The organism is Luteolibacter flavescens (assembly GCF_025950085.1).
GTDB lineage: Bacteria > Verrucomicrobiota > Verrucomicrobiia > Verrucomicrobiales > Akkermansiaceae > Haloferula > Haloferula flavescens.
The window spans coordinates 262,703-288,361 of the sequence record NZ_JAPDDS010000003.1 but is presented as its reverse complement, the minus strand read 5'-3'; the positions used below and the strand labels follow the sequence as shown (position 1 = coordinate 288,361).

At 62.8% G+C, this 25,659-nt stretch carries 25 protein-coding genes; all 25 read right to left on the bottom strand.

The genetic code is table 11. The annotated features are described in order from the left end of the window. Nucleotides 1-8: 8 nt before the first annotated feature. Complete coding sequence (locus OKA04_RS06995; RefSeq protein ID WP_264500430.1) at nt 9-542, bottom strand: hypothetical protein; 534 nt, start codon at nt 540-542, stop codon at nt 9-11. Beyond that, on the bottom strand, nt 539-1,261 hold the full coding sequence (locus OKA04_RS06990) for a hypothetical protein (RefSeq protein WP_264500429.1): 723 nt from the start codon (nt 1,259-1,261) through the stop codon (nt 539-541). The genes OKA04_RS06995 and OKA04_RS06990 overlap by 4 nt, the downstream gene beginning before the upstream one ends. Further along, complete coding sequence (locus tag OKA04_RS06985) at nt 1,258-2,046, bottom strand: hypothetical protein (protein WP_264500428.1); 789 nt, start codon at nt 2,044-2,046, stop codon at nt 1,258-1,260. Before OKA04_RS06985 ends, OKA04_RS06990 begins: the two co-directional genes overlap by 4 nt. A 4-nt stretch (nt 2,047-2,050) precedes the next feature. Continuing rightward, complete coding sequence (locus OKA04_RS06980) at nt 2,051-2,530, bottom strand: hypothetical protein (RefSeq protein ID WP_264500427.1); 480 nt, start codon at nt 2,528-2,530, stop codon at nt 2,051-2,053. Next, on the bottom strand, nt 2,527-2,958 hold the full coding sequence (locus OKA04_RS06975) for a type II secretion system protein (RefSeq protein ID WP_264500426.1): 432 nt from the start codon (nt 2,956-2,958) through the stop codon (nt 2,527-2,529). The genes OKA04_RS06980 and OKA04_RS06975 overlap by 4 nt, the downstream gene beginning before the upstream one ends. Nucleotides 2,959-3,052: 94 nt before the next feature. Next, a complete protein-coding gene (locus OKA04_RS06970; RefSeq protein ID WP_264500425.1) occupies nt 3,053-3,466 on the bottom strand; it encodes a hypothetical protein in 414 nt (137 codons plus the stop codon). Between the two features lie 19 nt (nt 3,467-3,485). Beyond that, nucleotides 3,486-4,646, bottom strand: a complete 1,161-nt coding sequence (locus OKA04_RS06965; RefSeq protein WP_264500424.1) for a type II secretion system F family protein — start codon at nt 4,644-4,646, stop codon at nt 3,486-3,488. Further along, nucleotides 4,639-6,333, bottom strand: a complete 1,695-nt coding sequence (locus OKA04_RS06960; RefSeq protein WP_264500423.1) for a GspE/PulE family protein — start codon at nt 6,331-6,333, stop codon at nt 4,639-4,641. Before OKA04_RS06960 ends, OKA04_RS06965 begins: the two co-directional genes overlap by 8 nt. Next, nucleotides 6,330-6,893: a hypothetical protein gene (locus tag OKA04_RS06955; protein ID WP_264500422.1), complete on the bottom strand. Its 564-nt coding sequence runs from the start codon at nt 6,891-6,893 to the stop codon at nt 6,330-6,332. The genes OKA04_RS06960 and OKA04_RS06955 overlap by 4 nt, the downstream gene beginning before the upstream one ends. 58 nt (nt 6,894-6,951) lie before the next feature. Beyond that, nucleotides 6,952-8,808: a type II secretion system protein GspD gene (locus OKA04_RS06950; protein ID WP_264500421.1), complete on the bottom strand. Its 1,857-nt coding sequence runs from the start codon at nt 8,806-8,808 to the stop codon at nt 6,952-6,954. Between the two features lie 38 nt (nt 8,809-8,846). Further along, nucleotides 8,847-9,563, bottom strand: a complete 717-nt coding sequence (locus tag OKA04_RS06945) for a hypothetical protein (protein WP_264500420.1) — start codon at nt 9,561-9,563, stop codon at nt 8,847-8,849. Next, nucleotides 9,560-10,093, bottom strand: a complete 534-nt coding sequence (locus OKA04_RS06940; protein WP_264500419.1) for a hypothetical protein — start codon at nt 10,091-10,093, stop codon at nt 9,560-9,562. Before OKA04_RS06940 ends, OKA04_RS06945 begins: the two co-directional genes overlap by 4 nt. A 16-nt stretch (nt 10,094-10,109) precedes the next feature. Beyond that, nucleotides 10,110-11,894, bottom strand: coding sequence for a hypothetical protein (locus tag OKA04_RS06935; protein WP_264500418.1), 1,785 nt, complete (start codon nt 11,892-11,894; stop codon nt 10,110-10,112). A gap of 127 nt (nt 11,895-12,021) precedes the next feature. Beyond that, on the bottom strand, nt 12,022-12,429 hold the full coding sequence (locus tag OKA04_RS06930; protein WP_264500417.1) for a hypothetical protein: 408 nt from the start codon (nt 12,427-12,429) through the stop codon (nt 12,022-12,024). A 113-nt stretch (nt 12,430-12,542) separates the two neighbouring features. After that, on the bottom strand, nt 12,543-13,817 hold the full coding sequence (locus OKA04_RS06925; RefSeq protein WP_264500416.1) for a type IV pilus twitching motility protein PilT: 1,275 nt from the start codon (nt 13,815-13,817) through the stop codon (nt 12,543-12,545). 24 nt (nt 13,818-13,841) lie between these two features. Next, the gene (locus tag OKA04_RS06920) at nt 13,842-14,708 is read right to left on the bottom strand and encodes a hypothetical protein (protein ID WP_264500415.1); all 867 of its coding nucleotides are present in this window, start codon (nt 14,706-14,708) and stop codon (nt 13,842-13,844) included. Nucleotides 14,709-14,745: 37 nt separating this feature from the next. After that, a complete protein-coding gene (locus tag OKA04_RS06915; protein ID WP_264500414.1) occupies nt 14,746-15,513 on the bottom strand; it encodes a hypothetical protein in 768 nt (255 codons plus the stop codon). A gap of 6 nt (nt 15,514-15,519) precedes the next feature. After that, nucleotides 15,520-16,149 (bottom strand): ATP-binding cassette domain-containing protein, encoded by a 630-nt coding sequence (locus tag OKA04_RS06910; RefSeq protein WP_264500413.1) that lies wholly within the window; start codon nt 16,147-16,149, stop codon nt 15,520-15,522. 240 nt (nt 16,150-16,389) lie between these two features. Next, nucleotides 16,390-18,132 carry a tetratricopeptide repeat protein gene (locus tag OKA04_RS06905; protein ID WP_264500412.1) on the bottom strand — a complete coding sequence of 581 codons (1,743 nt, stop codon included), beginning with the start codon at nt 18,130-18,132 and terminating at the stop codon, nt 16,390-16,392. A gap of 57 nt (nt 18,133-18,189) precedes the next feature. Next, complete coding sequence (locus OKA04_RS06900; RefSeq protein ID WP_264500411.1) at nt 18,190-19,776, bottom strand: DUF8728 domain-containing protein; 1,587 nt, start codon at nt 19,774-19,776, stop codon at nt 18,190-18,192. 10 nt (nt 19,777-19,786) lie between these two features. Continuing rightward, the gene (locus tag OKA04_RS06895; RefSeq protein ID WP_264500410.1) at nt 19,787-20,527 is read right to left on the bottom strand and encodes an SDR family NAD(P)-dependent oxidoreductase; all 741 of its coding nucleotides are present in this window, start codon (nt 20,525-20,527) and stop codon (nt 19,787-19,789) included. Further along, complete coding sequence (locus tag OKA04_RS06890) at nt 20,524-20,925, bottom strand: GtrA family protein (RefSeq protein WP_264500409.1); 402 nt, start codon at nt 20,923-20,925, stop codon at nt 20,524-20,526. The genes OKA04_RS06895 and OKA04_RS06890 overlap by 4 nt, the downstream gene beginning before the upstream one ends. Then, complete coding sequence (locus OKA04_RS06885) at nt 20,922-22,223, bottom strand: FAD-binding oxidoreductase (protein ID WP_264500408.1); 1,302 nt, start codon at nt 22,221-22,223, stop codon at nt 20,922-20,924. Before OKA04_RS06885 ends, OKA04_RS06890 begins: the two co-directional genes overlap by 4 nt. Beyond that, entirely contained in the window at nt 22,220-23,659 is a 1,440-nt protein-coding gene (locus tag OKA04_RS06880; protein ID WP_264500407.1) for a UbiA family prenyltransferase, read from the bottom strand. The genes OKA04_RS06885 and OKA04_RS06880 overlap by 4 nt, the downstream gene beginning before the upstream one ends. A gap of 177 nt (nt 23,660-23,836) precedes the next feature. Next, complete coding sequence (locus tag OKA04_RS06875) at nt 23,837-25,618, bottom strand: tetratricopeptide repeat protein (protein WP_264500406.1); 1,782 nt, start codon at nt 25,616-25,618, stop codon at nt 23,837-23,839. Between the last annotated feature and the right edge of the window lie 41 nt (nt 25,619-25,659).

The following is a 25,659-nucleotide window of genomic DNA, read 5'->3' as shown; positions in this document are numbered from 1 at the left end:
GTAGCGGGTTACTCCAGCGGTGGCAGCACGCCGCCGCTGCCGTCGTCCCATGGCGTCGCTTCTTCCTCCACCTTGAGCGGACGGAATTCACCATCGTACATGTCCAGGCGGAACTGCACCTCCATCAGATCGCGGTTCGTCTCCGCCTGGCTTTCACGCAGCCGCTGGTTTTCCTCCACGGTGCCTTCCAGCAGGCTGAGAAGCTTCTCGATGCGGGCGTCGGTGGTATTCCCCGCGGTGGCTGACGACGGGTGATTCGCGATTGGCTGGATCTTTTCGAGGGAAGTCCGGGCGCTGCCGGGTTTCGTCTTGCCGGAGCTTTCGCGGGCTTGAGCCAGGAATTCCTTGGCCTCGCGCGACGGTCCTGCGTCCGGCAGCGGGGAGTGAGACGGAGCTTGGAATTTGTCAGAGACGGGCGACTGCATCGGCAGCACCGAGGCGAGGGTCACCATGTCGCGCACGGAGCACCAGTGGGCGGCGGCAGCGCCAGCCATCATGGCGAGCGCGGTGCCGCAGGAGATCGGGATGAGGCTCTGTTTCATCGCTTCTTCTTGTCAGGGGTGGTGACTTCCTTCGGTGCGGGAGCGGGTTCTTCTGTCTTGGGTAGCGATCCGAGGAGCTGGCCGAGGCGATCGAGGGCGTTGCCGAGTTCGCGGGAGTCTTCCTCCATGCGCTCCACGGAGTTCGCAAGTACGGCACTCATCGTACCTGCCTGGGCGTAGCGCAGCGCGGGGTCGAATCCGGGCTCGTTCACGCCGATGACGTTTTCGCCATCGGCATCCGGCACCAGCAGGTGGGGACGGATGGAGAGAGGGATACGCGTGCCATTTTCCAGCAGCACCTCCTGGGTGAAGGACGGGATGTCCTCCGGGTGCTCCAGTCGCCAGCCAGCGGGCGGCTGGGAGAGCGGCTTGGCGGGAAAGGGTGCGAGCAGTTTGACTGCCGACGAGTTGACCTTTCCTGCGCCGCCCTTGCCCGGCTCCACCTGCACGGTCACGCCTTCCGGCTCCGGGATCGGTGGCGGTGCGTTTTCGATCTCAGCTCCCTCGGGCGGGGTGCCGGTGATGAGCACCGGCGGTCCATCCTCTCCCGACGGGTGCGCGGGCGAGGTGGCGGTGATCCCTTCGCGGACCGGTTCGTCTCCCATGTCCTCGGTGAGGGCGGAGATCACCGGATCGATCTCCGAGTCCTTCGGTGCGATATCCTGGGCCAGGGCCACGGGGATGATCGCGGCGATGAGAAGCAGGCGGGAGCGGGTCATCGGTTTTTGATTTCGATGGCTTGGGTGCTGTCGAGTTTCTCGGCGGCGGAGGAATTGAGGGATCCGGAAAGAGAGGGGCTATCGGCGCGGAGCACCGGCGTGGGGATGGATTCGCCAATCAGGGCATTCCATTCCCCGAGGAGCTTCTGTCCCTCATTGCGGACCATCTGGGCTGCCTCCTGATAGTTGCCGATGCGCGTCATCAGCTTGCGGGCCTGAGCTACTTCTTCGGGAGTCCAACGCAGCGCGCGGCTGCGATAGAGCACGGGCACTTCCAAGGTCAGCTTCCCGAGATCTTCGCCTTCGGGACCTTGGGCCTGGAGGACGTGTTGGATACGGAGATTGGTTTCCTCAAAGGCGGTTTCCGGTCCGCTGCCGGCGGAGGCGAGGCGCTTCGGATCGGCCGCCTGGGGCTTTGCCGTGTCGCCGGGCAAGAGGCTGCCATGGGGAAGAAGGGAGTCGGCCTGCTTCGGGCTGCCTGCCACCATTGCTGGCATGGGCGGCGCGGGGGCATTGGTGAGCGTGCCCGGTCCGGGACCTGCGGCGGCGACCACGACCGGCTTGGTGAGATAAAGTCCGCAGAAGATCGCGGCGAGCGCGGTGCTGGTGACCAGCAGCCACGGATAGGCGCGCTGGACGGCGGGAGAGCCGAGCGACCGGCGGTTTTGCGCGGGCGGGGAAGATTGATGAAGCGGTCCCACATCCAAGGTCTGGGAGACGGCGGGGGAACCCGCGGGCTTCGTGGGGAGGGGGGCGGCCTGTGTGGTGGTGGGCAGCGGACGCATGAGATCAAGGTGCGGGCGATCCTTTCTTGGAATCGGCGGCTGGCTCATCGGTGGGGGAGGGGGCGAGGACGGCGTGGGTGACGACGGTCTGGTCGGAGACTCCCGGGAAGACCGTCAGCGTGAGGGTGTCGCGGGTCAGGCGCAGGTGCTTGTGCACGCCGCGGTGATCGCTCGTGGCCTGTACGCCCGGCACCACTTCCAGCGGGCCGCCGGTGGTCTTCTGCCGGCCGATGCCATCGGACCGGTAGATTTTGAAGGTAGACCACGCATCGGACTTCCCTGCGGAAGACACGCGGATGGTGACGCCGTCGGAAGTGACGGTGAGCTTGAGAGGCTTGATCGGCACTTGGACCACCTTGCCATTCCCGGTGATCTTCATCTGGCTGCGGATCTCATACTCGCCGAATGACTCGAAGCCATCGTCGGTGGCCGCAGAAAGCGGCAGGACCGTGGCCAGGAGAGCGGCGAGCAGGGAGGTCTTCATTCGCCTACATCCCACAGGGAGTCGGTGAGGGAGCCGGATGGATCGTAGCGGACAGGCGGATTCGTGCCGGAGACCACGCCTGTGGTGGTAAAAAACGGGGGCGAGACGCCCACGAAAATATTCAGGGCTGATCCGTTGATCGCCGTGGCTGTCGGGAAAGCGGCAGGACTGTTCTGGATGTAGGGCAGGAGCTGGGCGTGCGTCAGCGACGTGACCGGGACGGTGGGATTGTCGGCCAGGAACGTGCGCTGGGCGACATACACGGTCCGCAGCGTGTCGGACGCTTCACGGGCGAGCTTCCAATTCTTGAATCCGCTGTTGGCCTTCAGTCCGACGGTGATGAGCAGGAGCATCACCGAGATGACCATCGTCAACTCCAGCAGCGTGAATCCGCTGCGGGACGAGTGGGCATGGGAGCGGGATTTCATGGGACGGATGAGGCTAGATTACTAAAGGAAGCTTGAAAAGCCGGAAGTGTGAACGATTTGCAGGGTAATATGTCCCCTGGCAGAATCGGGGTCGTCAGCCCTTCAGGATCTCGATGGCCTCGTTGACGTTCTTGCGCAGCTCGGGATTTGCCCAGGCGATGCGGCCGAGATGAACGAGACCGAAGACGGCGGCGGCAGTGACGCCGAGCCAGATGAACCACCAGGTGATGGACTTTCCCTGCGGGGCGATGAGCGGAACATACCACTCCTCGCGGTCCACCACGCGGGTGGTGAACATCAGGTTGCCCTCGCGCAATTGCTCGATGAGCGCCTGCACGGTGGCATCGCTGCGGACGATGAAGCGGTGCTTGAAGCGCCGGCCCGGGGACTCCGGCAACTCTTCCGCGATTACTCCCGGGGGCAAGGCCTCCGGTACGCGGAGCGTGTAAACGTGCGTCTCATAGACGAAGCGCTCCCTTAGCCAGCGATCGAGTCGAGTCAGTTGCATGGGGTATCGGGAGTAGACGTCACATCTTGCTGTTCATCATCTTCGGACCCATCAGGAAGATCGGCAGGAAGGTTCCGATGAAGACGGCGGCGATGAGGCCGACGGCGATGATGAGCACGAGGAAATTCACCGCGGCGGTGAAGCTGGTCATGTAGTTCTGGGCGTCCTCCTCGTACATGGTTGAGAGCATGTCGAGCTGGGAGTCCAGCGATGCGGACTTCTCGCCGATGGACATCATGTGGACCACCTGCGAGTCCACCGAGGTGTACTTCGAGAATGCGGTGGAGAGCGGCACGCCCGAGTGCTCGTACTTGTCGGCGGCGTCGCGCAGTTCCTGGTAGAAGGGGGTGCCCTTCACGCTGTTCGCGGACACGCGGATGGACTTGGCGAGGTTGATGCCATTTGCGTGGAGCATCTTCATCGTGGAGAGGAAGGTCATCTGCCGCAGGCTCATGATCATGAGGCGGAGCAGGCGCCACTTCGACATCGCGATGCCGAGGATGATGTTCCGCACCTTCTCGGACCGCCAGATGGTGATTGCCGATGCGATGATGCCGGTGACGACGAAGGGCCAGACGGCCTTGGTGATGGCGCTGACCTTGAAGGCGATGGCGGTCATGCCATCGGGCTTCTGGGACACGGACTTGAGCATGTCCTGCACCTGCGGGACGATGCTGACCTGCGAGAAGATGAAGGCACCGAGCAGCACGGAGATCACGGCACAGGGCATCACGGTCGCCTTGCGGATCGCCTTCGTGAAAATCATCTCGCTGGTGAAGCGGGTGGCCAAGGCTCCGAATGCCTGGTGGAGCTGGCCGGCATCGCTACCGGCCTGGATGAGGCCGACGACCATGTCCGAGAAGCGGCCCGTGCGGCGGAAGGCCTCATGTACGGTAACACCGGCATTGATCTCCTCGCGGATCTTCATCAGCGCGTCCGCCATCGGCTTGTCTTGCAGGCCCTGGCCATAGTACTTCAGCGCGTCGGCGGTATTGATCTGCGCGCGCAACATGGAAGCGAGGCCGCGGAACATCGCGACGAGCTGCTTCTTGGTGAAGGGCTTCGCACCGGCTGGCTTCAGGAAACTGAAGGAGCCCTGGGCGGCGGCGGGGGGCTTCCCGGCTGCTCCGGCGGGCGCTGCGGTCTTGCCCGGCTTGGCGGTGACGGATGCACTACTCATCGGTGTAAGTCATGTCGATGACCTTCGAGACGGCGTCGATATCGGTCTTGCCCTCGCGCAGGAGGCGCAGGCCGCTGCGGCGCAGGTTGGGCAGCTTTCCTTCTTCCTGGATCTTCACTTCCAGGTCGTAGGGGGAGATCTCGCCCTTCGACAGCATGTCGGAGGTCTTCGGGGTGATGGGGATGATTTCGAGAATGGCGGTACGGCCGCTGTAGCCGGAGTTGCGGCACTCCGCGCAGCCGCCCGGCTTGGCGGAAAAGACCGGAATGGTGGCCCAGGACTCGTCCAGATTGAAGGTCCTGCGGTCGTTTTCCGAGATGCCGGTCTTCGGCTCCTTGCAGTAGGGGCAGAGGAGCTTTACGAGACGCTGGGCACAGGCGGCCTTCAGCGTCTGGGCGATTTTCCAGCGCTCGATACCGAGCTGCTCGAAGCGCTCGATGATCTGGGAAGCGCGCGGGGTGTGGATCGTGGTCAACACCTTGTGGCCCGTCACGGCGGCCTCGATCGCGAGCTCGGCCGACTCGATGTCGCGAACCTCACCCATGAGGATGATGTCCGGGTCGGATCGCATGAAGGAAGCGATCATCGGCTTGAACTCCTTCGCGCTCTTCAAGTCGCAATGGGTGATGCCGGGGACCTCGTCTTCCACGGGGTTTTCCAGCGTCAGGATGTTCACGTCCGGGCGATTCAGCTCGCGGAGGATGGCATTCAGCGTGGTCGATTTGCCGGAGCCCGTGGGGCCGGACATGACGATGATGCCGGCGGGGACGCGCATCACCTTGCTGAGCTCGAAAAGCGTCTCCTCGTCGAAGGCGAGGGTGCCCTTGCCGAGGGTCACGTTGATGTGGCTCTTGTCGAGCAGACGCATCGTGACGTGGTATCCGCGGTAAGTACGATGTCTCTCGTAGCGGACATCGATGGGGCGGTGGAAGTAGGAGATGGTGAAGCGGCCCGAGATGCCCGGCGCGGTGGCGCGGATCTCGGTGGGGAGCTTCATCAGGTTCAGCAGGAAGGCATCGAGGCGATCCTTCAGCTTCATCGGGATCTCGACCTTCGTGCCGATGTCCCCGTCCACGCGGTAGGCGTAGTAGAAGGATTCTTTCTCCACCTTGAAGTGAATGTCGGACGCGCGGGTCTTCACCGCATCCGCCATCACCGTGGCCACGAGCTGGGCCATCGGCTCGGTGTAGTCCGTGGTGACGTCGAAGTCGCGGATGACCTCGTCGCTGTCCTCCACGTCGATGGCTTCGAGTTCCGAGCGGCTGGGGCCGGAATTCGTGGCCACCGATTCGATGGCGCGCGCGATCTCGGACGCGAGCGTGACCACCTTCACGATTTCCAGGTCCGGGAAGCGTGGGGCGAGATACTCGTCCGGCAACGGGCTCCAAGGATTCGCGACGGCCACGATCAGCTTGTCGCCCGTGATGCAAAGAGGGCTGAAAAGTCCACGGGTGAGCACCGTGGGATCGCAATACGTGTGCAGCGATCCATCGCAGAACTCGGCCACCTTCGGGAAGAAGGGGAGGCCGTTGATCTTCGCCAGTGCTCCCATGAAGCAGTAGCGGGTGACGCGGTTCGCCACCTGATCGTGCTCAAGTTCCGCATACTGCGGATCGTGGTTGGCCAGCGCGCGCATGATCTGCCCGCTGATCAACTCGTTGAAGGACATGCTGTCGTAGTCGATCACAATCCGAAGTGCTTGCGGGTGAGGAAGGACCAGCTCTCGTAGTCCATGCGGACCGAGGTGACGAAGGGCTTGATGCCGAAGCGGCGGTTCACCCCGGCGAGGATCTCGTCCGCCATGAGGCGTGCGGCGATCGGGTTCAGAGCCCCAGTCCCGACTGCGTCCGTGTCCTCCGCATAGAGGATGGGGGACAGCAGGGCGCGGGCGGCGTGGTGGAGCTGGTCGAAGGATTCGTAGAAAGCGGATGGCGCTATCAACTTGCCGGCGAAAGGCACCAGCGGGGGTGAAGGATGGATGACCATCGACACCGCGTGTGAGATGCGCGCGACCTCGATCCCCAGATGCTCTTCATCCGCACCCTGCACGCGCGCGAGGATCTCAAGCAAGTCGAGAGGCTCGCCCTGGCTGACCGAGCGCTCGAAGTGCGCCAGCATGCGGGCGATCTCCGTTTCGCTGGCAATGCCGGTGGCTTGGAGAGCCTGCACCGTCTGCTCCATGCAGGTCTGGAGCAGTTGCGAGGTATCGCCGGGTTTGCGCACGGCAGGATTTACAGGGGATGACATGGATCGGGGTGAATCGGGTGAAGACGGGAGAGGCGGGGTGAGGGCCCCGCCTGCCGTATCACTTCCGGGCGCCTGCGAAGGGCGAGCGGCGAGGCCTTGAGACAGGGGCTACTGGCTCGGGAGCGGAGCCGCGGCTCATCTCCGCCTCGGTCGGGTAGTAGGGAGCCTCCTCCGTGCGCAGGGCGCGCACGCCACGCTTGAGATTCGGCTCGTGGGCAGGGCCCGGATTGCACTCAGGATCCACCCAGTCGTGATCCTGCGGCAGCATCGTGTTACGATGGATGCGGCTGGACTGATTCGAGGTCGCGGAACGGCTGGCGGGATCGTAGGAGGTGGGGGTGACGATGAAGACCAGGCTGGCATTCTCCTTCACGGTGTCCTTGCTCTTGAAGAAGAAGTTCAGCACCGGCACGTCGCCGAGGAGCGGCACCTTGGTGCGGTCCTTGTTCTCCACCTCGCCATAGAATCCACCGACGACCAGCGAGTGGCCGTCCGGCACGCGCGAAATGGACTCGATCATCGACTCCGTGACGCGCGGGTAAACGTTGCCGGTCTGGCCGATGATGCTCTGGACGATCTGCGCGGAGCGGGGGCGGAGCTTCATCCGCACGGTGCCATCGGGCAGCAGCGTGGGATTGACCGAAAGTGAAATGCCGATTTCACGATGCTTTTCCGGTTCGTCGGTGATGGCCTTGTCTGCCTCGTCGATCTTGTAGCGGACTTCCTCGGTGATCTGGGCCGGGCCACTGCTACCCACGGTCGATGTCGAGGTGATGATCGGAACGCGATCAATGATGGAAATGGACCCCTGTTCGTTATCTTCGGTGATCAGGGTGGGGTTCGAGATCTGTGTGGCGAAGTTTCCTTCGGCCAGTGCCCGCAGCACGCCATTGAGCTGGATGGGGGACAGCACGAGATCGGAGGTGCTGCCTGGGGTGGCGGTGGTGGTTTCTCTCCCCGAAAGAGCAGTTCCTCCGGTGACTCCCGTGGTTGTGAAGCCAGCGGTATTGATACCAAAGAGCGAGTTGAGGCTGCCGGCCACTTCGAGTGACGTGCCGGCCTCGCCAAGGGAGGCAGACCAGTTCACTCCGGTGCGTTGGGCGGCCGTGCTGTTGACTCGCAGGATCTTGGTCTCGATGACGATCTGGCCCTTGGCTCGATCGATATTGCGCAGGAAGTTGCGTGCTTGCTCGATTCGGGTGGCCGTATCGATGATGACGACAGTGTTCGTCTTCGGCTCGAAATTCACGATGCCGGTGCCCGGGGTGAGCATCGGCGTGATGATCTCCTTGATCTGGGCGAAGTCGGTGGGGCGGAGGTAGTTCAGTTGGTAGGTGAATTCCGTGCTGGGAAGCTGGCCGAGCTGGGCCTGGCTGAGAGCATACACCGTATTGCCCTTGGTGTAGAGCGTGAGGCCATACATGAAGGCAAGCTCTTCCATTTGGTGGAGAGGATTGCCGTCATTGAGGTGACCGGTCACTCGGTAGTCGGGCGTGGCGATCTTTGAGTTGTGGAAATACTGGCGTCCGGCCTGCTTCGCGAGGAACTGGAAGATGTCATTCAGGGGCGCATCCTTGATGAGGTAGCCTTCATCGGATTCCTGGATCTCCTGGTGAACGGCGGGTGCGGACGGATCGGTGACCGGTCTCCCGTCGGGAGTCAGGTCTGCTGGCGGGGGGGCAACCGGCTCCACGGCGGGAGCGGGAGGCAGATCGATGGGATCCGGGCCAACGGCGGAAGGAGGCAGCTCGCCAGGGGCCGGTGGCGGCGGTGGCGCCGGGGCGGGTGGTGGCAGGTCAGGAACGACCGGCTCGGCCGCCGCCGGGGGATCGATGGTGATGGGCCCTTCGTTCTGAGCGATCAGAGTATGGGCAGGCAGGGCCAGCAACGTGGCGACGGCGATGGCAGGCTTCATGGTGTGCGGGTAGTGTGGGACAGCAGGGGAGGTGGGTATCAGTGATTGGTGGACAGGGGATTCGTCGGCTCGACGTCGATCGGCGCATCGGAGTCGTTGGGCTCGACTCCGGGGGCGTTGATCTTGCCGGCGCCTCCCTTTTGCATGCCGGGTGGTAGCATGTTCAGGACGAGGTCGGCGGTCTCGTTGCTGGAGGCATTGAGAAAGCGGATGCGGGAGGCATTCACCGACACCACCTTGACGGCGAGTTCCTTGCCATTAGGAAGGCGCAGGGTGACGGTGTCACCCACGGCGAACATGCGGTTCCCGATGAGGAACTGCTGTTTTGCCGGGATGACGGTATTGATCGAGATACCGGCAATGATTTCCGAGAATGGCATCGGAGGCTCAGGCCGGAAGCGCTGGGCCGGGCTGGCTTTCTGGATCTTCGGCTCTGGGGCGACATGGTCGGGATCCTGATAGCGGCCGAAGGGATCGGTGGCCCGCTTGCGGATGGAGAAGCGTGCCGCAAGCTGACGGACGTATGCGGGGACTTCCTCACCGGCATAGCGCGACGGCTCGATCTCTGCTGCGGCTGCAGCAGCAGCCGGAGAATTCGGCTTGGTCGTGGCCGGAGAGGGAGCCTGCCCGGCGGGGGGGGCAGGAGCGAGATCGCCCGAGTCGAGCCCTTCCGCCATTTGCGCAAATGCCGGTCCTGATGCAAACAGCAGGCCGGTGGCGAAGGTCAGGGTGCGTAGAAACGGGATCGGTTTCATTTTTCCCACGCGGTGTAGTTGACTTGGAAATTCAGGGACGAGGTGGAACCACTGCTCGGGTCGATCCTCAGGTCATTGAGCTGAAGCTGGGGCATCTGTGACTCAAGTTCGGCGAAGGCGAGCTGGACGGAGCGGAAGGTTCCGCGGAAGGCGAGGCGGACTTGGGACGAGCGCTGAGCGGAGATGGAGCCGAAGCCGGCCTTGCCCGTGGGATACTCGACCGCCGTCCGCTGGAATTCCTTGGGCGGCAAGTCATCTCCGATCTGCTTGAGATGGGACGAGATGGCATTGGATGTTTCCTTTTCGAATTGGGAAAACCAATGATCCATGTGCGGGCGCTTCTTGCTGATCTGGGCCTCGATTCCAAGTGAACCGATCCGATCGTTTTCAGCGGTCTTGTAGAGAGCCTGCTTTTCGTGGAAGGATGCCGTGAACTTCGACTTGAGGAATATTCCTCCGCCGACGATCGCAGCGCAGACCGCAAATGGGACCACGAAGCCGAACAGGATGATGGATTGGCGGTAAAACATGGAAAGGATGAGTGGATCAGGGGGCTGCGGCCACGGTGATCGCAAGCTTGTCGGCGGACTCGAATCGCTGGGTAATTGTCAGCTCGAAAGAGAACGGATAGCTGTTATCGTCCAGGTCAGCGGCCTCTTCCGCCGGGCCCGGGCGATATCCGCCATTTTCCAAAGTGCGGGCGGTGACTACCAGCGATCGCGTCGGAAGATCGGTTTCAAAGGATTCATTTCCGGTGGAGTTGGCGACGTCCTTGAAGATAGCGGAGATGCCATCCTGGGTATTGAGCAGAGCAAGTTTTTCGTAGGCCTCGTCACGTGCGAGACCGGTGATTCTCCACTCGCGAACGAAGCCCGCCTTCACTTGTCCGGGGGATGCTTCCGGTGTGACACCGTGGTTGAAGGTCTTTATCAGGAAGCCGCTTTTCTCAGGGAAGAGGGCGCTCAGCAGTTCCATCGTAGTCCATGCCTTCGAGCGGTCCTCGAGCAGGTTGTCCCAATGATCGACTCGGTTTTTCTCCGCGGTGAGGTGAATCCGGCGTTCTTTCTGGGCATTGGCCCTTGATGAGTCCGAGGCGAACTCCGGCTTGCGGATCAGGTCGATGATCTGCAGGCCAAAGAATCCCAGGGCTACGGCTGCAAGCACCGCGAAACCCAGGCGGGCATAGCGGGCGGTGCGCAGCATCTTCATTTCGCTGCGGTTCGGGTAAACTTCTGCCACCTCCTTCGCTACCGGGAGGAAATCTTGCACCGCCCATCCGTCGCCTTTCAGCACCGTGAAAGTATGGGATGAGGCCAAGGGGGTCTCCGGGGTTGCTGCCAGATTGGTGGAAATCAGCAGCTCCGGGCTGATCCCCGGAGCGGGAGGCGCGTAAGGTGTGCCAGCCCATTCGATCTCGCGGATCGAGGCGGCGGGGAAAACAAGTTGGAGATCCGCCACCATTTGCGGATCGGTGAATTCGCCGGTTGCCAGGAGATAGACCTCAGGGTCCGCAAGTTCCAATGCCGCCGCGGTCGTCGATGCGGCATGGCGGAGATTTGTCGGGCGGCGCTGGCCGCGGTGCTGCAGTGTGCGGAGCAGGCGCAGGTCGCCGTGCTCATTGAAGAAGGCGAGCAGGGTGAATCGCGGGTAAGAAAGGACCGCGATCAAAGGATTGGTCATTTCATCCTGCTTCAGTTCCGGCAGAGCGAGGAGGCAGACCAGAGGAGCGCTCACCGCACGAGTGATGACCGGGAAGTTCTTTTCCTCTCCAGCCTTGCGCAGCTCGTCGAGGAAGGCGGTCCAGCCGCGGGAGATGCAGACGGTGGTGGCGATCGCCTCGCTGCCTGCGGCAGGGTAGGGGATGAGCCGCCAGCTCGACTCGGTGGCAGATACCGAGGAATCGTCGAGGACGCTCTTGGGATCGGACTCGACCATCGTGCGCAGTTCGGAAAGCGCTCCGGGATTATCGAGTTCCGGCTTGAGCTCGGAAGTGGCGAATTCGTCTGCCAGATGCAGGACGACGCCAATGGCGTTTGCCTTCGCCGCCTGAGCGACGCGGATGATCTCATCCGCGAAGGCGGGGATCAGGGTGAGGTCCGTTGCGTGGGCCTCGGAAAGCTGCGGGCCTGTGGACCACTGCCCCGTCCGGCGGTCGAAAAGCCGGGAGTCGACGCGGTTTCCATCCGCACGGAGATGAAGCTGGAAGTCCAGCTCAAGGGCGCTGCGATACCAAGCGGTATTGTCCGCACGGCTCGTGCCACGGAGAACGGAGCCGGCTTGGCGGAAGCGTTGGAGCGGATTGAGCCCGGCGGGATGTTGGTAGGCGACCAAGGGACAGAGGGTGGGTGGGTGCTTTCATCTGGCGGGGGGAAGAGGAAGGTCACCCGCCCACATGGCAGGCGGGTGACCTTGGATTATCGTGGGCTAGCCCGGCAGTGCGGGACGCCGTCCGACTGGATTACCAGTCGCTGGTGTCGGTTGCCGCCGGCTCGTAGTCGCTAAGGCTGCCGGTCATGAACAGGGTGCCAACCGTAGGGATGCTGCCGGTGAACGCGTAGACTCCGGAGGAAACCGGGTGAGTCGGCACCTTTTCGATGAACTGGCCAGCTCCGAAGATCGGGCCGTCGGTGGTAGCAGTGGTGGCGATGGTGAAGCCCACCGGCTTGTTGTTCATGTTCTGGTAGGAACGGACGGCCTGCTGAACATTGCGGATGTTCATGATGTTGGCCGCACGGTCCGAACCCTTCTTCCAGGCGCGGGCACCCACGAAGAGGATCGAGATGAGCGAAAGGAGGACGAGGATGACGACCGTCAGTTCAAGGAGGGTCATACCTTTCGCGCGCTTGGTGATACGAGTCAGTTTCATGTTTGGTGTGTTGTCTATTTGGGTGTGTTTTGGTCTTGTCGGATTGAGAAATCAGCGAAGGGGGCCCGGGAGGATCTGTGGGATCTGGAGCTGTCGCTGTCTCTCGAAAGTGTTCAGAGGATTTCGGATTCCTCGCGGTTCATACGGGCGTTCTCAAAGGTCTGCTCGGTGATGAGACCCTGGCGCAGGAGGCGGCGGAGATTGGCGTCCCACTCGATGTTCCCCGCGCGGCGGATCACGTCTTCGAGCGAGCGGGCACCGCCGTCGTAGTTGGCGATTGCCGAGGCAACCGAGTCGTCGTTGTTCTGGAGGAACTCGTAGGTGAGGACCCGGCGCTGGACGCCGCTGAGGAGGCCCTGGGAGTGGATGAAGATGAGGATCTCCGCGAGGCGGGAAAGGACGGCCGAGTGGCTATCCTTAGGGTAGAGCTCGAGGATACGGCCGATGGTCTTGACCGCGCCGGTGGTGTGTAGCGTGGAGAGGACCAAGTGCCCGGTCTGGGCTGCCTCCATGCAGGTTTCCATCGCCTCGCGGTCGCGGATTTCCCCGAGCAAGATCACGTGCGGTGCCTTGCGGAGCACGTCCTTCAGACCCTGGCGGTAGGAGTGGACATCGCGGCCGACTTCCTGCTGCGTCACCACGCTGGGGCAGGGGATGCGGCGACCGGGATACTCCGGGTCGTCCATGTCGTCCGGATATTGATACTCGATGGGGTCCTCGACGGTGACGATGTGCTTGCCGTGGTTGCGGCGCAGCCAATCGATCAGGGCGGCAAGGCTGGTGGACTTGCCGGAACCGGTGGGGCCGGTGACGAGGCACAGGCCGGCCCGCTTCTGCACGGCCATGCGGAGGATGGTCGTGGTATCGGGGTCGATGCCGAGGCTATCGAGTTCCGGGATGAAATCGTTCAGGATACGGCAGGTCACGCCCAAGCCGGAGGAGCTGAGGTGAGCCTGGATACGCAGGCGGCCGGAGCGCTCGCCGTTGTGCCCCATCAGGATGCCGTTGCAGGAGAAATCCGCCACCTTGCGCTCGGCGAAGTCGCGGATCGCATTGGCGATCTTTTCATCCACTCGCACGCCGAGATCGCTTTCCTCGCCAAAGCCATGGCTCGCGCTTTCGCGGTTGCTGATGAGCTCCTTGAGGATCTCATCCATGTGGATGTTCGAGAGGGTGCCGAGGTAGTCCAGCTTCTCCACACCCTTGTTCGTGTGGATATACACCGGGCGGCCGGAGCGCATCTGGATGTCCGAGACGCGGATTTCCTTGCAGACCCGGAAGATGATTCCCAGCAGCACTGCACCACTCATCCCCGGCGCGAAGCGCGAGGCTGCGACCGGACCATTCTGGACCGGCAGCGGAGGTGGTTCATGGACAGCAGTGAACATGGGAAGTGATGAGGGCGTGGAAAATCAGTGGGAGCTGACCGCCTGGCTGCTTTCGGAGGCTTCGAGCCGTTGGATCGTCTTCATGGCGGCTTCGCGGATCTTGTTCACGAAGCGCAAGCGCTCGAGCATTTCGGCCTGGCGGGCAGGGGAGAGGTTTTCGAATTCACCGGAGGCGAGCCATTTTTCGGTGAGCTCGTGGTTCTTCGCCAAGGATTGGTCGAGGAGTTGGAGGTGCTCCTTCATCTGCTGCAGCGTATGCTTGTCGGAATTCAGGAACATCAGTTCCAGGATGTTTCCGGCAGCGGCAGCGGCGGTGAGGGAGGGGCGGGGATCCGAGTCTTCCAGGAGGCTGAACTTGATTGTGCTCTGGGCCAACTCAATGACCTTGTCATTCAAGATCGGCCGGGTCCCCACCGATGGCTCGGTGAGGAAGAGGTGGTAGGAATTGTAGTTCGCGTAGTTCGAAGGATCGAGCTCGTAGGCCTGCCGGAGCCGGTCCTCGGTCTGACGACGGAGGTAGAGCTGGTGGCCTTTTGTGACCGGATTGGGATTCGTGCGCTCGGTGGCGGCCAGTTCGACCTTGGCGATCCAGTTGCGATCCTCGCCTCCCTTGCCGGTGTGGCAGAAGTCGCCGTCCGGGCCATGGTGATGTCCACATGCACTGCACGCCGCGGTGGGCACACCGACTTCCATGGTGCCATGCCAGTCGGACTCGATGCCTCCCTGCATTGCCAATGCAATGACCTGTCCGTATGGGCTGGTTTTGAGTCCCAGCGGATTCGGACGGAAATCGAAATCTCCGCCTCCCGCGAGGCGGGCAGCACCATACGACCACAGCGCCACGCCGGAGACGGCGAAGGTAGAGGTGATCGCGATGTTGCGGAGATTCATGGAAAGGAGGGTTGGAGAGATGACGGGCGTGTGTTTCTCAGGCAGTGGTGCGGACGCGGAAAATCAGGCGGGAGAGAGCGATGTGGACGAGCAGGATGCCGCCGAAGTAGGCGATCAGGAGGGGGAATTTGTCCCAAGCCACGGCACCGAGCTTGTAGCGGAGGCGTTCCGTGGGATCGGCGAAGTGGTAGTGCGGGGAGGCTGCCCAGATCCACTTGAGGAGGGCATTGCCTTCCAGATTTGCCAGCAGCTTCAGGTAGCCGACTCCATAGAGTCCGTAGATGGCCATCCCTGCCGAGGTGACGAATCCGGAGATGGCTCCGAAGCGCGAGGCCACCGACATCGCAAGCGCGGCCAGTGGCGCGATGGCGAGGAAGAAAAGGAGGCTATACTGGAGATTCGTGGCGATCCACATGCCCCGCTCGTCAGCTTGCGACGGGCTCGCGGCGAAGATGCAAATGGCAGCGGAGATCAGGGGGAGCGGGGCGAGGAAAGTGACGAGCGACAGCCACATTTCCACGAGTTGGCGGGTGGAGGAGATGCCTGTGGTGAGGAAATATTCGCCGACACCCGACTTGGCGTTGTTCTCGCCCAGCTTGGCCGCGGTGAAGAAGCCCCAGAAGATCGCGGAGAGGAGAGCCATGGCCCACGTGGTCTGCGCGATGGCGGGCTTGTAGAGCGCGGGATTCTCCGTGGCGTAGGAGACCTGCGGCAGGATGAAGGGGAAAATGCCTACGACCACCAAGGAAATCACCCAGGATTTCCATTGGAAGAGAGTTGCCGTAGTGAGCCGGTAGAGTCGCATGGCGGTTCAGTTCAGCTGGCTCTTGAGTTGATTCCACGTCTGGCCGCTGCCGGTCGTGTGGCGGATCTCCTCCCCTTGGATCACGACGGTGCTGGGCATGCCCATGGAGTCGTAGTCCGGATGACAGCTCACCAGGCGCAGCACGGTGTCTGCGCTGGCGCGCCACATTTCCTCGAAAGTTTCCCGGGCGAAGGCGTCGAGGCCGCTGAAAGGCTCGTCGAGCAGCAGGATATTGCCCTGGGTCGGGTCGATCGACAGCTCGGCCATGATCAGGTGGGCCTTGCGACGGTTGCCGGTGGAAAGCTTGCCGTACGGCTTCTGGATATCCAGTTCGAGGGTCTCGGCCAGCTTGATGGCATCCGCGACGCGCTTGGACGGGATCATTGCACGGAAGATCGCCGAGACCGTCGTGATGGGGTCGAAGCGGAGATCCTCGGGCAGATACTGGACCCGGCCGGTTGCCTCAAAGGACCCTTCCATCTGGCGCAGCGTCCTGGCGACGGTGCGGAGCAGGGTGGTCTTACCGCGGCCATTCCGGGCGATGAGGAAGTGGGTTCCGTTGCCAAGCAGAATATCTTCCCGGACGGTCGCAAGCGATTGGCGGTAACCAATGGCAAGGCCGGCGTGAAGGTTCAACTGTGGCGACTGTGAACTCATCTAGTGGCTAGGATGACGGAATTTTTTAGAGGGAGGCGTCCAGATATTCAAGCTTTATTGGATATCGGGTCGCCCGTGGCTTCCTTGGCTCTAAGAGTTTTTTTGAAAACTGACAATAAATTTTTGAACATTTTTCAAAGTTGTTGGTCCTCAATAATTGATGAATTTGCAGGGTTCCTGAAATTCTTGCGATGAGAACTGTATTTCGCTGAAACGCAGTCACTCTACGGGAGCAGGAGGAGTTATGGAAGATGGATCCTGTACGAGATCGCGGAGGATGGCTCCGATCTCAGCACTTCTTTCAGGGTGGAGGGAAAGAGATCGCTGGAGTGTTTGAATGGCCTTTTCGCGATTTCCTTCACGCCGGTACAGACCGGCCAGACGGAGGGTCGCATCGAAGTGCTGGGGGGAACTTTGGCGGACTAAAATTCTCACCCATGCCTCTCTTGCTTCGGCACTTTTCCCGAGAGCGGCCAAGGAATCTCCCAAGCGGAGCTGGCAATAGTCCTCAAGGTTGCTCCCTCCCTTCAGATGGGCGATGCAGTCGGTGAGGCGGGAGATCGCTTCTTCATGGCGTCCTTCGTCGCAGGCGATTGCCCCGAGGATCATTTGTGAAGAAGGGTGCCACGGGGCCAAGGGCTGGGCTTCACCGGCGAGCATGGCCGCGGTGGAGCGATCTCCGCGGGAGTACAATTCCCTCGCTGCCAGATTCATGGCCTGTACCTGCAGCGGGCGCGTGGCCACGATGGAGAGATACAGGTCCAGCGGCCGGGTCCAGAGCCCTGCCTGATGGTGGAAGTAGGCTCCGCTGGCGATCTTCCCCGCCGCGATGACGACCAGCGAGGTGATCGCCACCGTGCGGATGACGACTTCCCGCCGGGAAGTCACGAGCTTCGCCAAGGCCATCGCAGCACCGGAAAGGGCGATGGCGAGGCCGACGCTGGGGAAGACGAGGTAATAGTCCTCGATAGGGCCGGAACGGACGGGAATCAGATTCGAAGCCGGGAAGCTGGCGATGAGGAACCACGCGAGGCCGAAGGAGACCAAAGGCAGCCGCTTTCTGGTGAAGACTACCGTGGCGATCAGCGCCGCGAGGAATCCCCACGCCAGGCCGAGGTGCCAGAGGGGCGCGGATTTTCCCCAGAGGTAGGCGCTGACGAACTCGATCCGGCCGAAGGGGAAGAACCACATCGAGAAGTGCTTCCATAGGAACCACGGCGACGAGACGGAAAGCTGCCAGCCGGTCAGGGCGGGGTCGAAGGCGGGATTGAGCGCTTGGTAGGTAGCTCCCTGCGTGATGCGGACTCCCAGATAGGCAGCCGTCACGAGGGCGATCGCCGAGTAGCGGAGGAGCGCGGGCTTCGAGAAGATCCGCCTGCCGCGATGGTGATCGAGCAGCACGCAGAGCGGTGCGACACAGATGGCCGTCTCGTAGCTGGCCATCGCGAGGAACATCGCCAGCAGTGTCGCTGGCAGCCATCTTCCGGTCCGCCCGGACCACGACCGGTCATGGAGGCGTAGCGCCAGGCAGGTGAAGAACACGGCGACGCTGATGTGCACACAGCTCATCCAGACCGCGGTAGTGGCCTGGGTGGAGCTGGTCGCCCACAGGCAGGTGCCCGCGAAGGCCCATGCGCGTGCGGGGATGAGTTCGCGCAGGAAGAGGTAAACCCCGGCCGTGGCGGCGAGATAGGCTGCCAGATTGATGGAATGCCACGCGGTGAGCGATGGCGTGCCATTCACATGAGCGGCGTAGTAGAGGGCATTTTTGATCGGTCGGAAGAGTCCGTAGCAGTCCTGCTTCAGGACGTCTTTCCACGAGTGGAATTGCTGGACGTGCTGGAGTTGGTCGAGGTCGTCGAGCATCAGGGCGCTGCCCATGCCGGGTGCTGCGAGCAGCAAGACCACGAGGCAGAGCAGGAAAAGCGCGGCGATTTCCTGCCAGGTCCACGGCAGGCGCATGGATTGGCCGGAGGTATCAGTTTGATTGTGCTCGCTCACGTGCTCTGTGCGTTGGCTTCAACGTGGATCTGCGGCGGTCGGTGGGGTTGGTTCTCCCCGCAGGATCACGCTGGCGCGGTCCGGTAGCGTCCGGCGGAAGTCGTGGAGCAGGCCGGCGATCTCCGGGGCGAATTCCGGAGAGGTGGCGTAGAATGCCACGACCGGCGTGATCGGGGAGGTTAGCGGCCCCTTCACGTGCAGTTCCCCGACCTTGATCCATCCCAGGGCGCTTCCGGGTATCACGCGCTCGTAAACCATCACGAGACCGATGCCGCGCTCCCTGGCCATCTTGATCCGCCATGACGGGTCCTTGTCGGACAAGCGGGCTTCCAGCGCCTTTTGCGAACCCAGTCCCCAGAGGTCGAGCACGTAGGCGTCGTTCTTGTAGCTCACCCAGCCCAGATCATGAACGGCGACGGGGCGCTGCCACCATCCGGTGGCGAAGCGGTGCATCTGCTCCTGCTGCGAGTAGATGTCATTCGACGCCATCGGGAGGAAGGCGATCGCACGCAGGTAGGGGTAAGCGACCGGAATGGCGAGCAGCAGGACGGCACCGGCAAATGCAGGCCGCCATTTCTCCGCGAGGCCCGGTAGCGTCGACGGTACCATTGACAGCAGGGCGTAAAGCAGGGCCGCGTAGATGTAGCACTCGTAGCGGTGATACCACCCGTAGGTGCCAAAGGCCGCATGCAGCAGTCCGGCGGAGGCGATGAAGAGCGCGGCTTTTGCCCTGGAATGGGAAGTGATACCCCGCGCCCATGCCCACCCCGCGAGCACGGCAGTGAAGATCAGCAGCAGGACGCCGCGGTTCCCGGCAATGCTGGTATTCAGCGAATGGATCACTTTCGACAGGGGCCCGGAGGATCCCGTGAGATGGGACTTCGCCACGACGGAGCTCGGAATGGCTGGCAAGCCGAGGGAAAGCAGGAAGCCGGAGAATGCCGCGAGACCGAGCAGGGCGGCGGCACCTGAGATGATGGCGGCCTTCGGTTTGCCGGAGAAAAGCAGCAGTCCACAGGCGGCCGCCGTGAGTGCGAGATTCTCATATCGGACCAGCGGCCCTGCGATCACCGCGACCCAGAACCACCGGCTGAGGCGCTCGCCATCGGCGATCCGGATCATTCCATCCACGACCACGATGGCAGCCAGCACCTGCAGGCTGTGCTCCATGCCGGTGAAGACGATGCCGGTGACATTGCAGCAGAGGATGACGGCCCACGTCAGCACGATGCGTCCGGACTGCGAGCCGGGCAGCACCTTGCGGGCGCGCAGGAGGATGACCCATGCGGTGAGGGCTCCGAAGAGGAGGTTCAGCACCAGCGGCAGGTATTCGCCGATGGATAGGCGTGCGAGCGGGGCGAGGAGGAAGGGCCAGATGGCGCTGGATGAGGGGGACGAGAATTCCTCCAGATTGATCCCGTATTTGCCCACGGCGATTTGCTCGGCGACGGCCAGATGGATGTAGGGATCGTCGAGCGTGTAGGTGAAGCCGCCGTCATTCAGCGTGACGATGGCGAGGATCTCGATGAAGCAGACCAGCAGCCATCCCCCGATGACGACGATGGCGTCGAGCGGGATCTGCTTTTTCGATGGAAGGTCGGACATCGGGGGAATGTCAGAGTCGTGTGCGATGGAAGACGGGGGTTGGCACGCTGCAGATGATGCACATGACCCAGCGCCACCAGCCGGGCAGGTAGGCGACGGGCTTGCCCTTGCGGATGGCCTGCCAGCCGAGGGCACCGACCTTTGCGGATGAGGTGAAAAGCGGGCCTTTCTTGATCCCCGCCGTCATCGGCGTGTCGGTCATGCCGGGCTTCAGCAGGACGATGTGGATGTCTTTCGTCGCGGCGTGCCGGTGGCGGAGGCCGGCCATGAAGGTGTCGATGCCTGCCTTGGCCGAGCCGTAGAGGAAATTCGACTGGCGTCCGCGGTCCCCGGCTACGGAGCCGATCACCGCCAGCGTGCCTTTCGCCTGTCGCGTCAGGATCTCCGAGCAAGCGGCCGCAATCACCGCGTGGCTGGTGAAATTCACCGCGATCTCGCGGGCGACCGCGCTGCCATCGGCCAAGGTCTCATCCTGCTCCGGCAGCGAACCGTGGGCGAGGAGGAAGAGGTTCCACGGGGACGACGACTCGAGCAGCTTCTTCCACTCCGTAGCCGGGTCGGTCAGGTCGGTGGCGATGATGTGGCAGGTGGCTCCACGGGTCCGCAGGTCGGCGGCCACGGCCTCCAGCTTCACGGCGTCACGGGCGATGAGCAGGAGATCGGCTTGTTTGTGATCCGCGACCAGGGTGCGGAGGAGGTCCTGGGCGATGGCTGAGGTGGCTCCGAAGACGGCGGCTCGGTAAGGGCTCATGGATTGGAAAAGGTGAACCGCCGGTCGAGCTGGTATTTCCAGACGTAGCCGATCGCGAGGCCGATCGCGCCGCCGACGTACTTCGCGGCAGGCCAGCCGGGGAAGCCGTGGTGGAAGCCCAGTTCGAGTCCCCAGAAGACGGCGGTGGTGAGGAGGCCGGTGAGTGCGTAGCGGAAGAAGCTCTTCCCGATGTCCGCGGGTCGGGTGATGTGGCGGGCTTGGAAGATGTAGTGCTTGTCGAGCAGGTACTTCACCACGAGCCCCGCGCCGGTCCCGGCGACGAGCGCGGTCCAGAACTTGAACTCCGTCGGATCGAGAGCCGTGACCACGAGCTGCACGAGCAGGTTCGCCGCGGTCGCGATGATGGCGAAGAAGATGTACTGGAGCGCGATCTTCATGCCGTAGTGCCGGTCATCCGTTTCCAGAAATCCGAGGTGAAGGCCGGATCCACGTGTTGCCTGAACTCGGGCAAGCGCGGGTAGGCACGATGAAAGTCCGCGGCTTCCATGCGAGCGTCCTTCGCCGGGTAGAGCCTGCCGCCGCAATCGCGCACGATGCGGTCGAGCGCTTCGAAGAGCTGCAGCGTGGCCGCGCCGCGATTCGGGAAGTCCAGTGCCAGCGTGATGCCCGGCGAGGGGAAGGACAGCATGCCGGGCGAGGCGATGTCGCCAAAGGTCTTCAGCACCGCGAGAAAGGAGCCCTGACCCGACGAGGCGATGGACTTGAGGATCGCGTCCATCGGGGCACTGCCAGCCTCGAAGGGAGTCACGCACTGGTACTGGTAGAAGCCGCGCTTGCCGTAGATGCGGTTCCAGTCGTGGACAGAGTCGAGCGGATGGAAGAAGGGCGAGTAGTGCTGCCGCACGCGCTTCGTCTTTCCGAGGAAGCGCCGGTAGTAGAGCGTATTGAAAGCGCGGATGGAGAGGGAGTTCAGCGCGATTTCCGGGAAGTCGATGGGCACGCCAGCTCCGGCAGGGCGATGGGTTTCCAACCCTCCTTCGTCCGCCCAGTTTCCGCGGATGAAGATACCGCGCGTCGCGGATTCGCCCGGGCTGAGGCAGTCGATCCACGCCACCGTGTGCTCCCACTTTTCCGGGGCGTCATTGGTGATCGCGAGGAATTCACCGATGCCGCGGAAGCGGATCAGTTCGACATCGAGCATCGCCGAGCGGATCGGCACGAGCTTCACCTCCACCCAGGTGATGATGCCGGTGAGGCCGAGCCCGCCGACGGTGGCGGAGTGCAGCGCCTCGCCCTCGTGGCAGGTGACATGCGAGCCGTCCGACCGGAGAAGGCCGAAGCGCGGGACGTGATTGCCGAAGCACCCCACGCGGTGGTGATTCTTTCCGTGCACGTCATTGGCGATCGCGCCGCCGAGCGTGACCTGCCGGGTGCCTGGAGTGGTCGGGAGGAACCATCCACGTGGCACGGCGAAGGTGAGGATGGCATCCAGCGTGACGCCTGCTTCCGCCTTCAGGATTCCGGTCGCTGGATCGAAGGAAATGAGTCGGTCGAGGAACCGCATGTCCACCATGGTGCCGCCATCCAGCAGGCAGGAGTCGCCATAGGAGCGGCCCAGGCCGTAGGCGAGGAGTGGCCCACTATCCGCGGAGATCTGGTCGGGCCATGCCGGGGTCAGCACGTCGGCCATGGCGGGACCCAGTCGTCCCCAGGAGTGGACCGGACGAGGTGTCATGGGGCGGCGATTGGTTGGGCGAAGAGGATGCAGGCGATGCCGATCACCCCGAGAATCCAAGTGCCGGGATCCTTCAGGGCGAAGACCACCGGGTCGTCATGCATTTCCCCGCGGTGGGTGATGAACCAGATGCGAGTGATCCAGTAAAAGGCGACCACGCAGATGCCCCAGAACCACTGCGGCCGCTCGTAGAGGGCGGTGACCTGGTCGCTATTCGAGTAAAGCCCAAGAACGATGCAGGAGGCGACACCGGCCGCGACGCCGAGCTGGGAAACCACCGATAGGTCATCGGCCCGGTAGCCGCGGCCCTGGATGGAAGCTGCGCCGGAATCCACCACCGACTTCAGTTCCACGAAGCGCTTCGCCGCCGCGAGCGAGACGAAGAGCAGGAAGGTGAAGGCGAAAAGCCAGAACGACACCACCGCCTCCGAGATCAGGAGGCCGCCGATCACGCGCGAGAGGTAGAGCATCGCCAGCATGAAGATGTCCGCGATGGCGACCTTCTTAAAGTGCAGCGAATAGGAAAGCGTGGCGACGATGTAGCCGACGAGTAGCAGGCCGAAGGACGGGGAGAGCAGGAAGCCAGAGGCCAATCCCAGCGCGACCATGATGACCGAGGCAAGCCCGACCCGCGGGATGCTGCTCTTGCCGGAGGCGGCGAGGCGCTTCCGCTTCCGTGGATGGGCGCGATCGTACTCCAGATCCAGCAGGTCATTCCACAGGTAGGTGCCCGAGGCGCACAGGCTCATGGAGAGGAAGGCGGTCAGCAGGCCCGCGAGCTGCCAGGCGGCATGGTAGTGGTGGCCGACGAGGAAGGGGACCGCGATGAGGAAGTTCTTCGCCCACTGGTGGACGCGGAATGCCTTCACCCAGTCCCGCCAGGTGGTGCCTGCAGGCTGGAAAGCGCGGTCCACGTCGAAGCTCTCCTTCAACTGCTGGATGCGTCGCGCTGAGCGGTGAACGACGATCGCCTTGCGGGCACGTCGCCAGACCGCCTCGTCCGCGCGCGAGTCGCCGGCGTAGTCAAAGCCCTTTTCACCGAAGCGCTCGACGAGCACGGCTGCCTTGTTCTCGCCTTTCAGATTCAGCGTGTCGGTCGAGGCGATGACCTCGTCGAAAGGGAATGCCGAGGAAACCTTCGCGACCGCGGCTTCATGGGAGGCTGTGACGAGGTAGACCGGGCGGCCGCTTTCCTTCTCGCTCTTCAGGAAATCGACCAGCTCTTCATTCTGGGCCGGGGGAGTCGCGGCATCGGGCAAGACCGCGGCGAGCCTCGACTTCAGCCTGGTCTTTCCCCTGGCGAGCCAGAAGGGCAGCCGGAAAGCCATCCACGGCCGGTGTCTCAGGAGGCGCAGCAGGGACTCGTGGAGAAGGTCCGACTTGATGAACGTGCCATCGAGATCAACACACAAGGGGATGTCATTGGCGCGACTCATGATCGTGGGATGGCGCGGGAACGGCGGGCGCCGGGGACACTTCGGCGAAAAAAACGGGGGGCAAAGTGGCCACTGCTTTGAGCCCGCGTTAAATACACGACCGTGGTTGTAAGGAAATCTAAAATATCGGGCGGGCTTGCCGCATTTGCGGGGTATTCGGGCGGATCGATGGGGTGATCATTTCGAGGGCGCCGCGGCCCGGGCGCGTGCTTTTTCCAAGGCGGTCCGGATCTCCGCATTATCAGGGTGGTAGCTCAGGCCCTTCTCCAGGGTTTTGATTTCTTCCTCCGGCTTGCCCCACTCGCGCATGAGGGTGGCCGCGAGCAGGACGTATCCCGGATGTTCGACGTGCTCGTGATGGCGGAGCAGGATCAACAGGTTTGCGTGGGCCTTTTCGTAGTCCGCGTTGGGCGGCTCCATCAGGCAGAGGACCAGTTGGCGGCGCGTCAGCAGCAAGATCTTGTAGCTGATATGCCGCAGCTTGAGGGCCTTCTCGTAGTGCTGGATCGCGAGGTCGCGCTGGCCACGGTAGCGGGCGACTTCACCTAGAGTGGTGTAGATGATGGCCATGTCGGGCATGTCCTTCTCCGCTTCGAGGGCGTTGGCTTCGATCAGATCGAGTGTTTCCGGGGTCTTCTCCGTGGGGCCGAGGGCGAGTTCGTAGGCGACCGAGGCGTGGGCGAAGAACTGGTGCGGGCGCGCGGCCGCAGTCTTCGCCATGATCTGGGGTGGCACTTCCCAGGCTTCCAGCCAATCGAAGAGCACCGGAAGCTGGGCGAGTCGCCAGCCTGAGATGCCCACGAGGATGGCGACCGCCCCGGCCATGGCGGGTCGGCCGATGCCCGGATGCCGCAGGCGCTGAATGGCTGCGCGAAGGATCGCCGCCAGCATCAGGCAGAGTCCGATGGACGGGATGGGCACGTAGTAGTCGGCGAAGGGTGTATTCCTCATGGGGATGAAATTCCCCGAGGGAAATGCCGCGACTATGAACCAAGCCGCGCCGAAGAAGAAGAGGGGAGCCCGCCGCCAGAGCCGGACGCCCAGGAAGATGGTGCCGAGGAGGAAAATCCAGCAGAAGGGAAGGATGACAGCGGGGACGGAGCGATCCCAGAGGTAGCTGCCGAAGGTCTCCAGCCTGCCGGAAGGGAAGAGCCACATCAGCAGGTGGGTCCAGAGGAAGTAGGGGGCCGAGGCGGAGAGTTGCCAGAGCGGCATCGCCGGATCGAGGCTCGGGTTATTGCCCCGGTAAGGAGGGGCACCGATCATCTTGCGGCAGACAAGCCAAGAAATCACGATCAGGGCGATGACCCCATAGTGGATCATCGACCGTTTGCAAAAGATCTTCCTGTCGCGGAAGGCATCCACAAGCACGAGGAGAGGCGCGGTGGCGATCGCGGTCTCATAGGAGAGCAGGCCCAGGACAAGGAACAGCGTGGCCATGATCCCCGGGATGATGGTGCGGCGGCCTGAGCCGCTCCGCATGACATCGTAGGAAAGGGCGCAAAAGGTCATCGCGGCGGCTGCGAGGTTGATATTGAAGCAGCTCGCCCAGGTGGCGACGGTCCCGCCGGTCGGTGCGATTGCCCAGATGGCTCCTGTGGCAAATGCCACGATGGCATTTCCGGAGAGACGCAGGGTCAGGGCAAAGACGCCGCAGGTGGCGAGGTAGTAGGCGGCCAGGGTGGCCCAGTGATAGCGGGTCATCCCGCCGCCCGATTCTTCGATCAGCAAGAAGAACAAGCTCTTCATCGGGCGGAAGAAATCGAAGGCATCCCGCCCCCATATTTCCATCCAGCCCTTGAAGCTTCTGACGTGAATGATCGAGAGATTGTCGTCGAACGCCATCGGCGATTTGAAGACCTGCTGGAAGATCGCGAGGATCATCGCGGCGAGCAAGATAAGCGGCAGACCCACGCGGAGTGCCGGTTGGAGGAACGCGAATCGGGGAGGATGGTCCATTGGCAATGGTGCGCGGGTTTGATACACAATCTTGATATTTA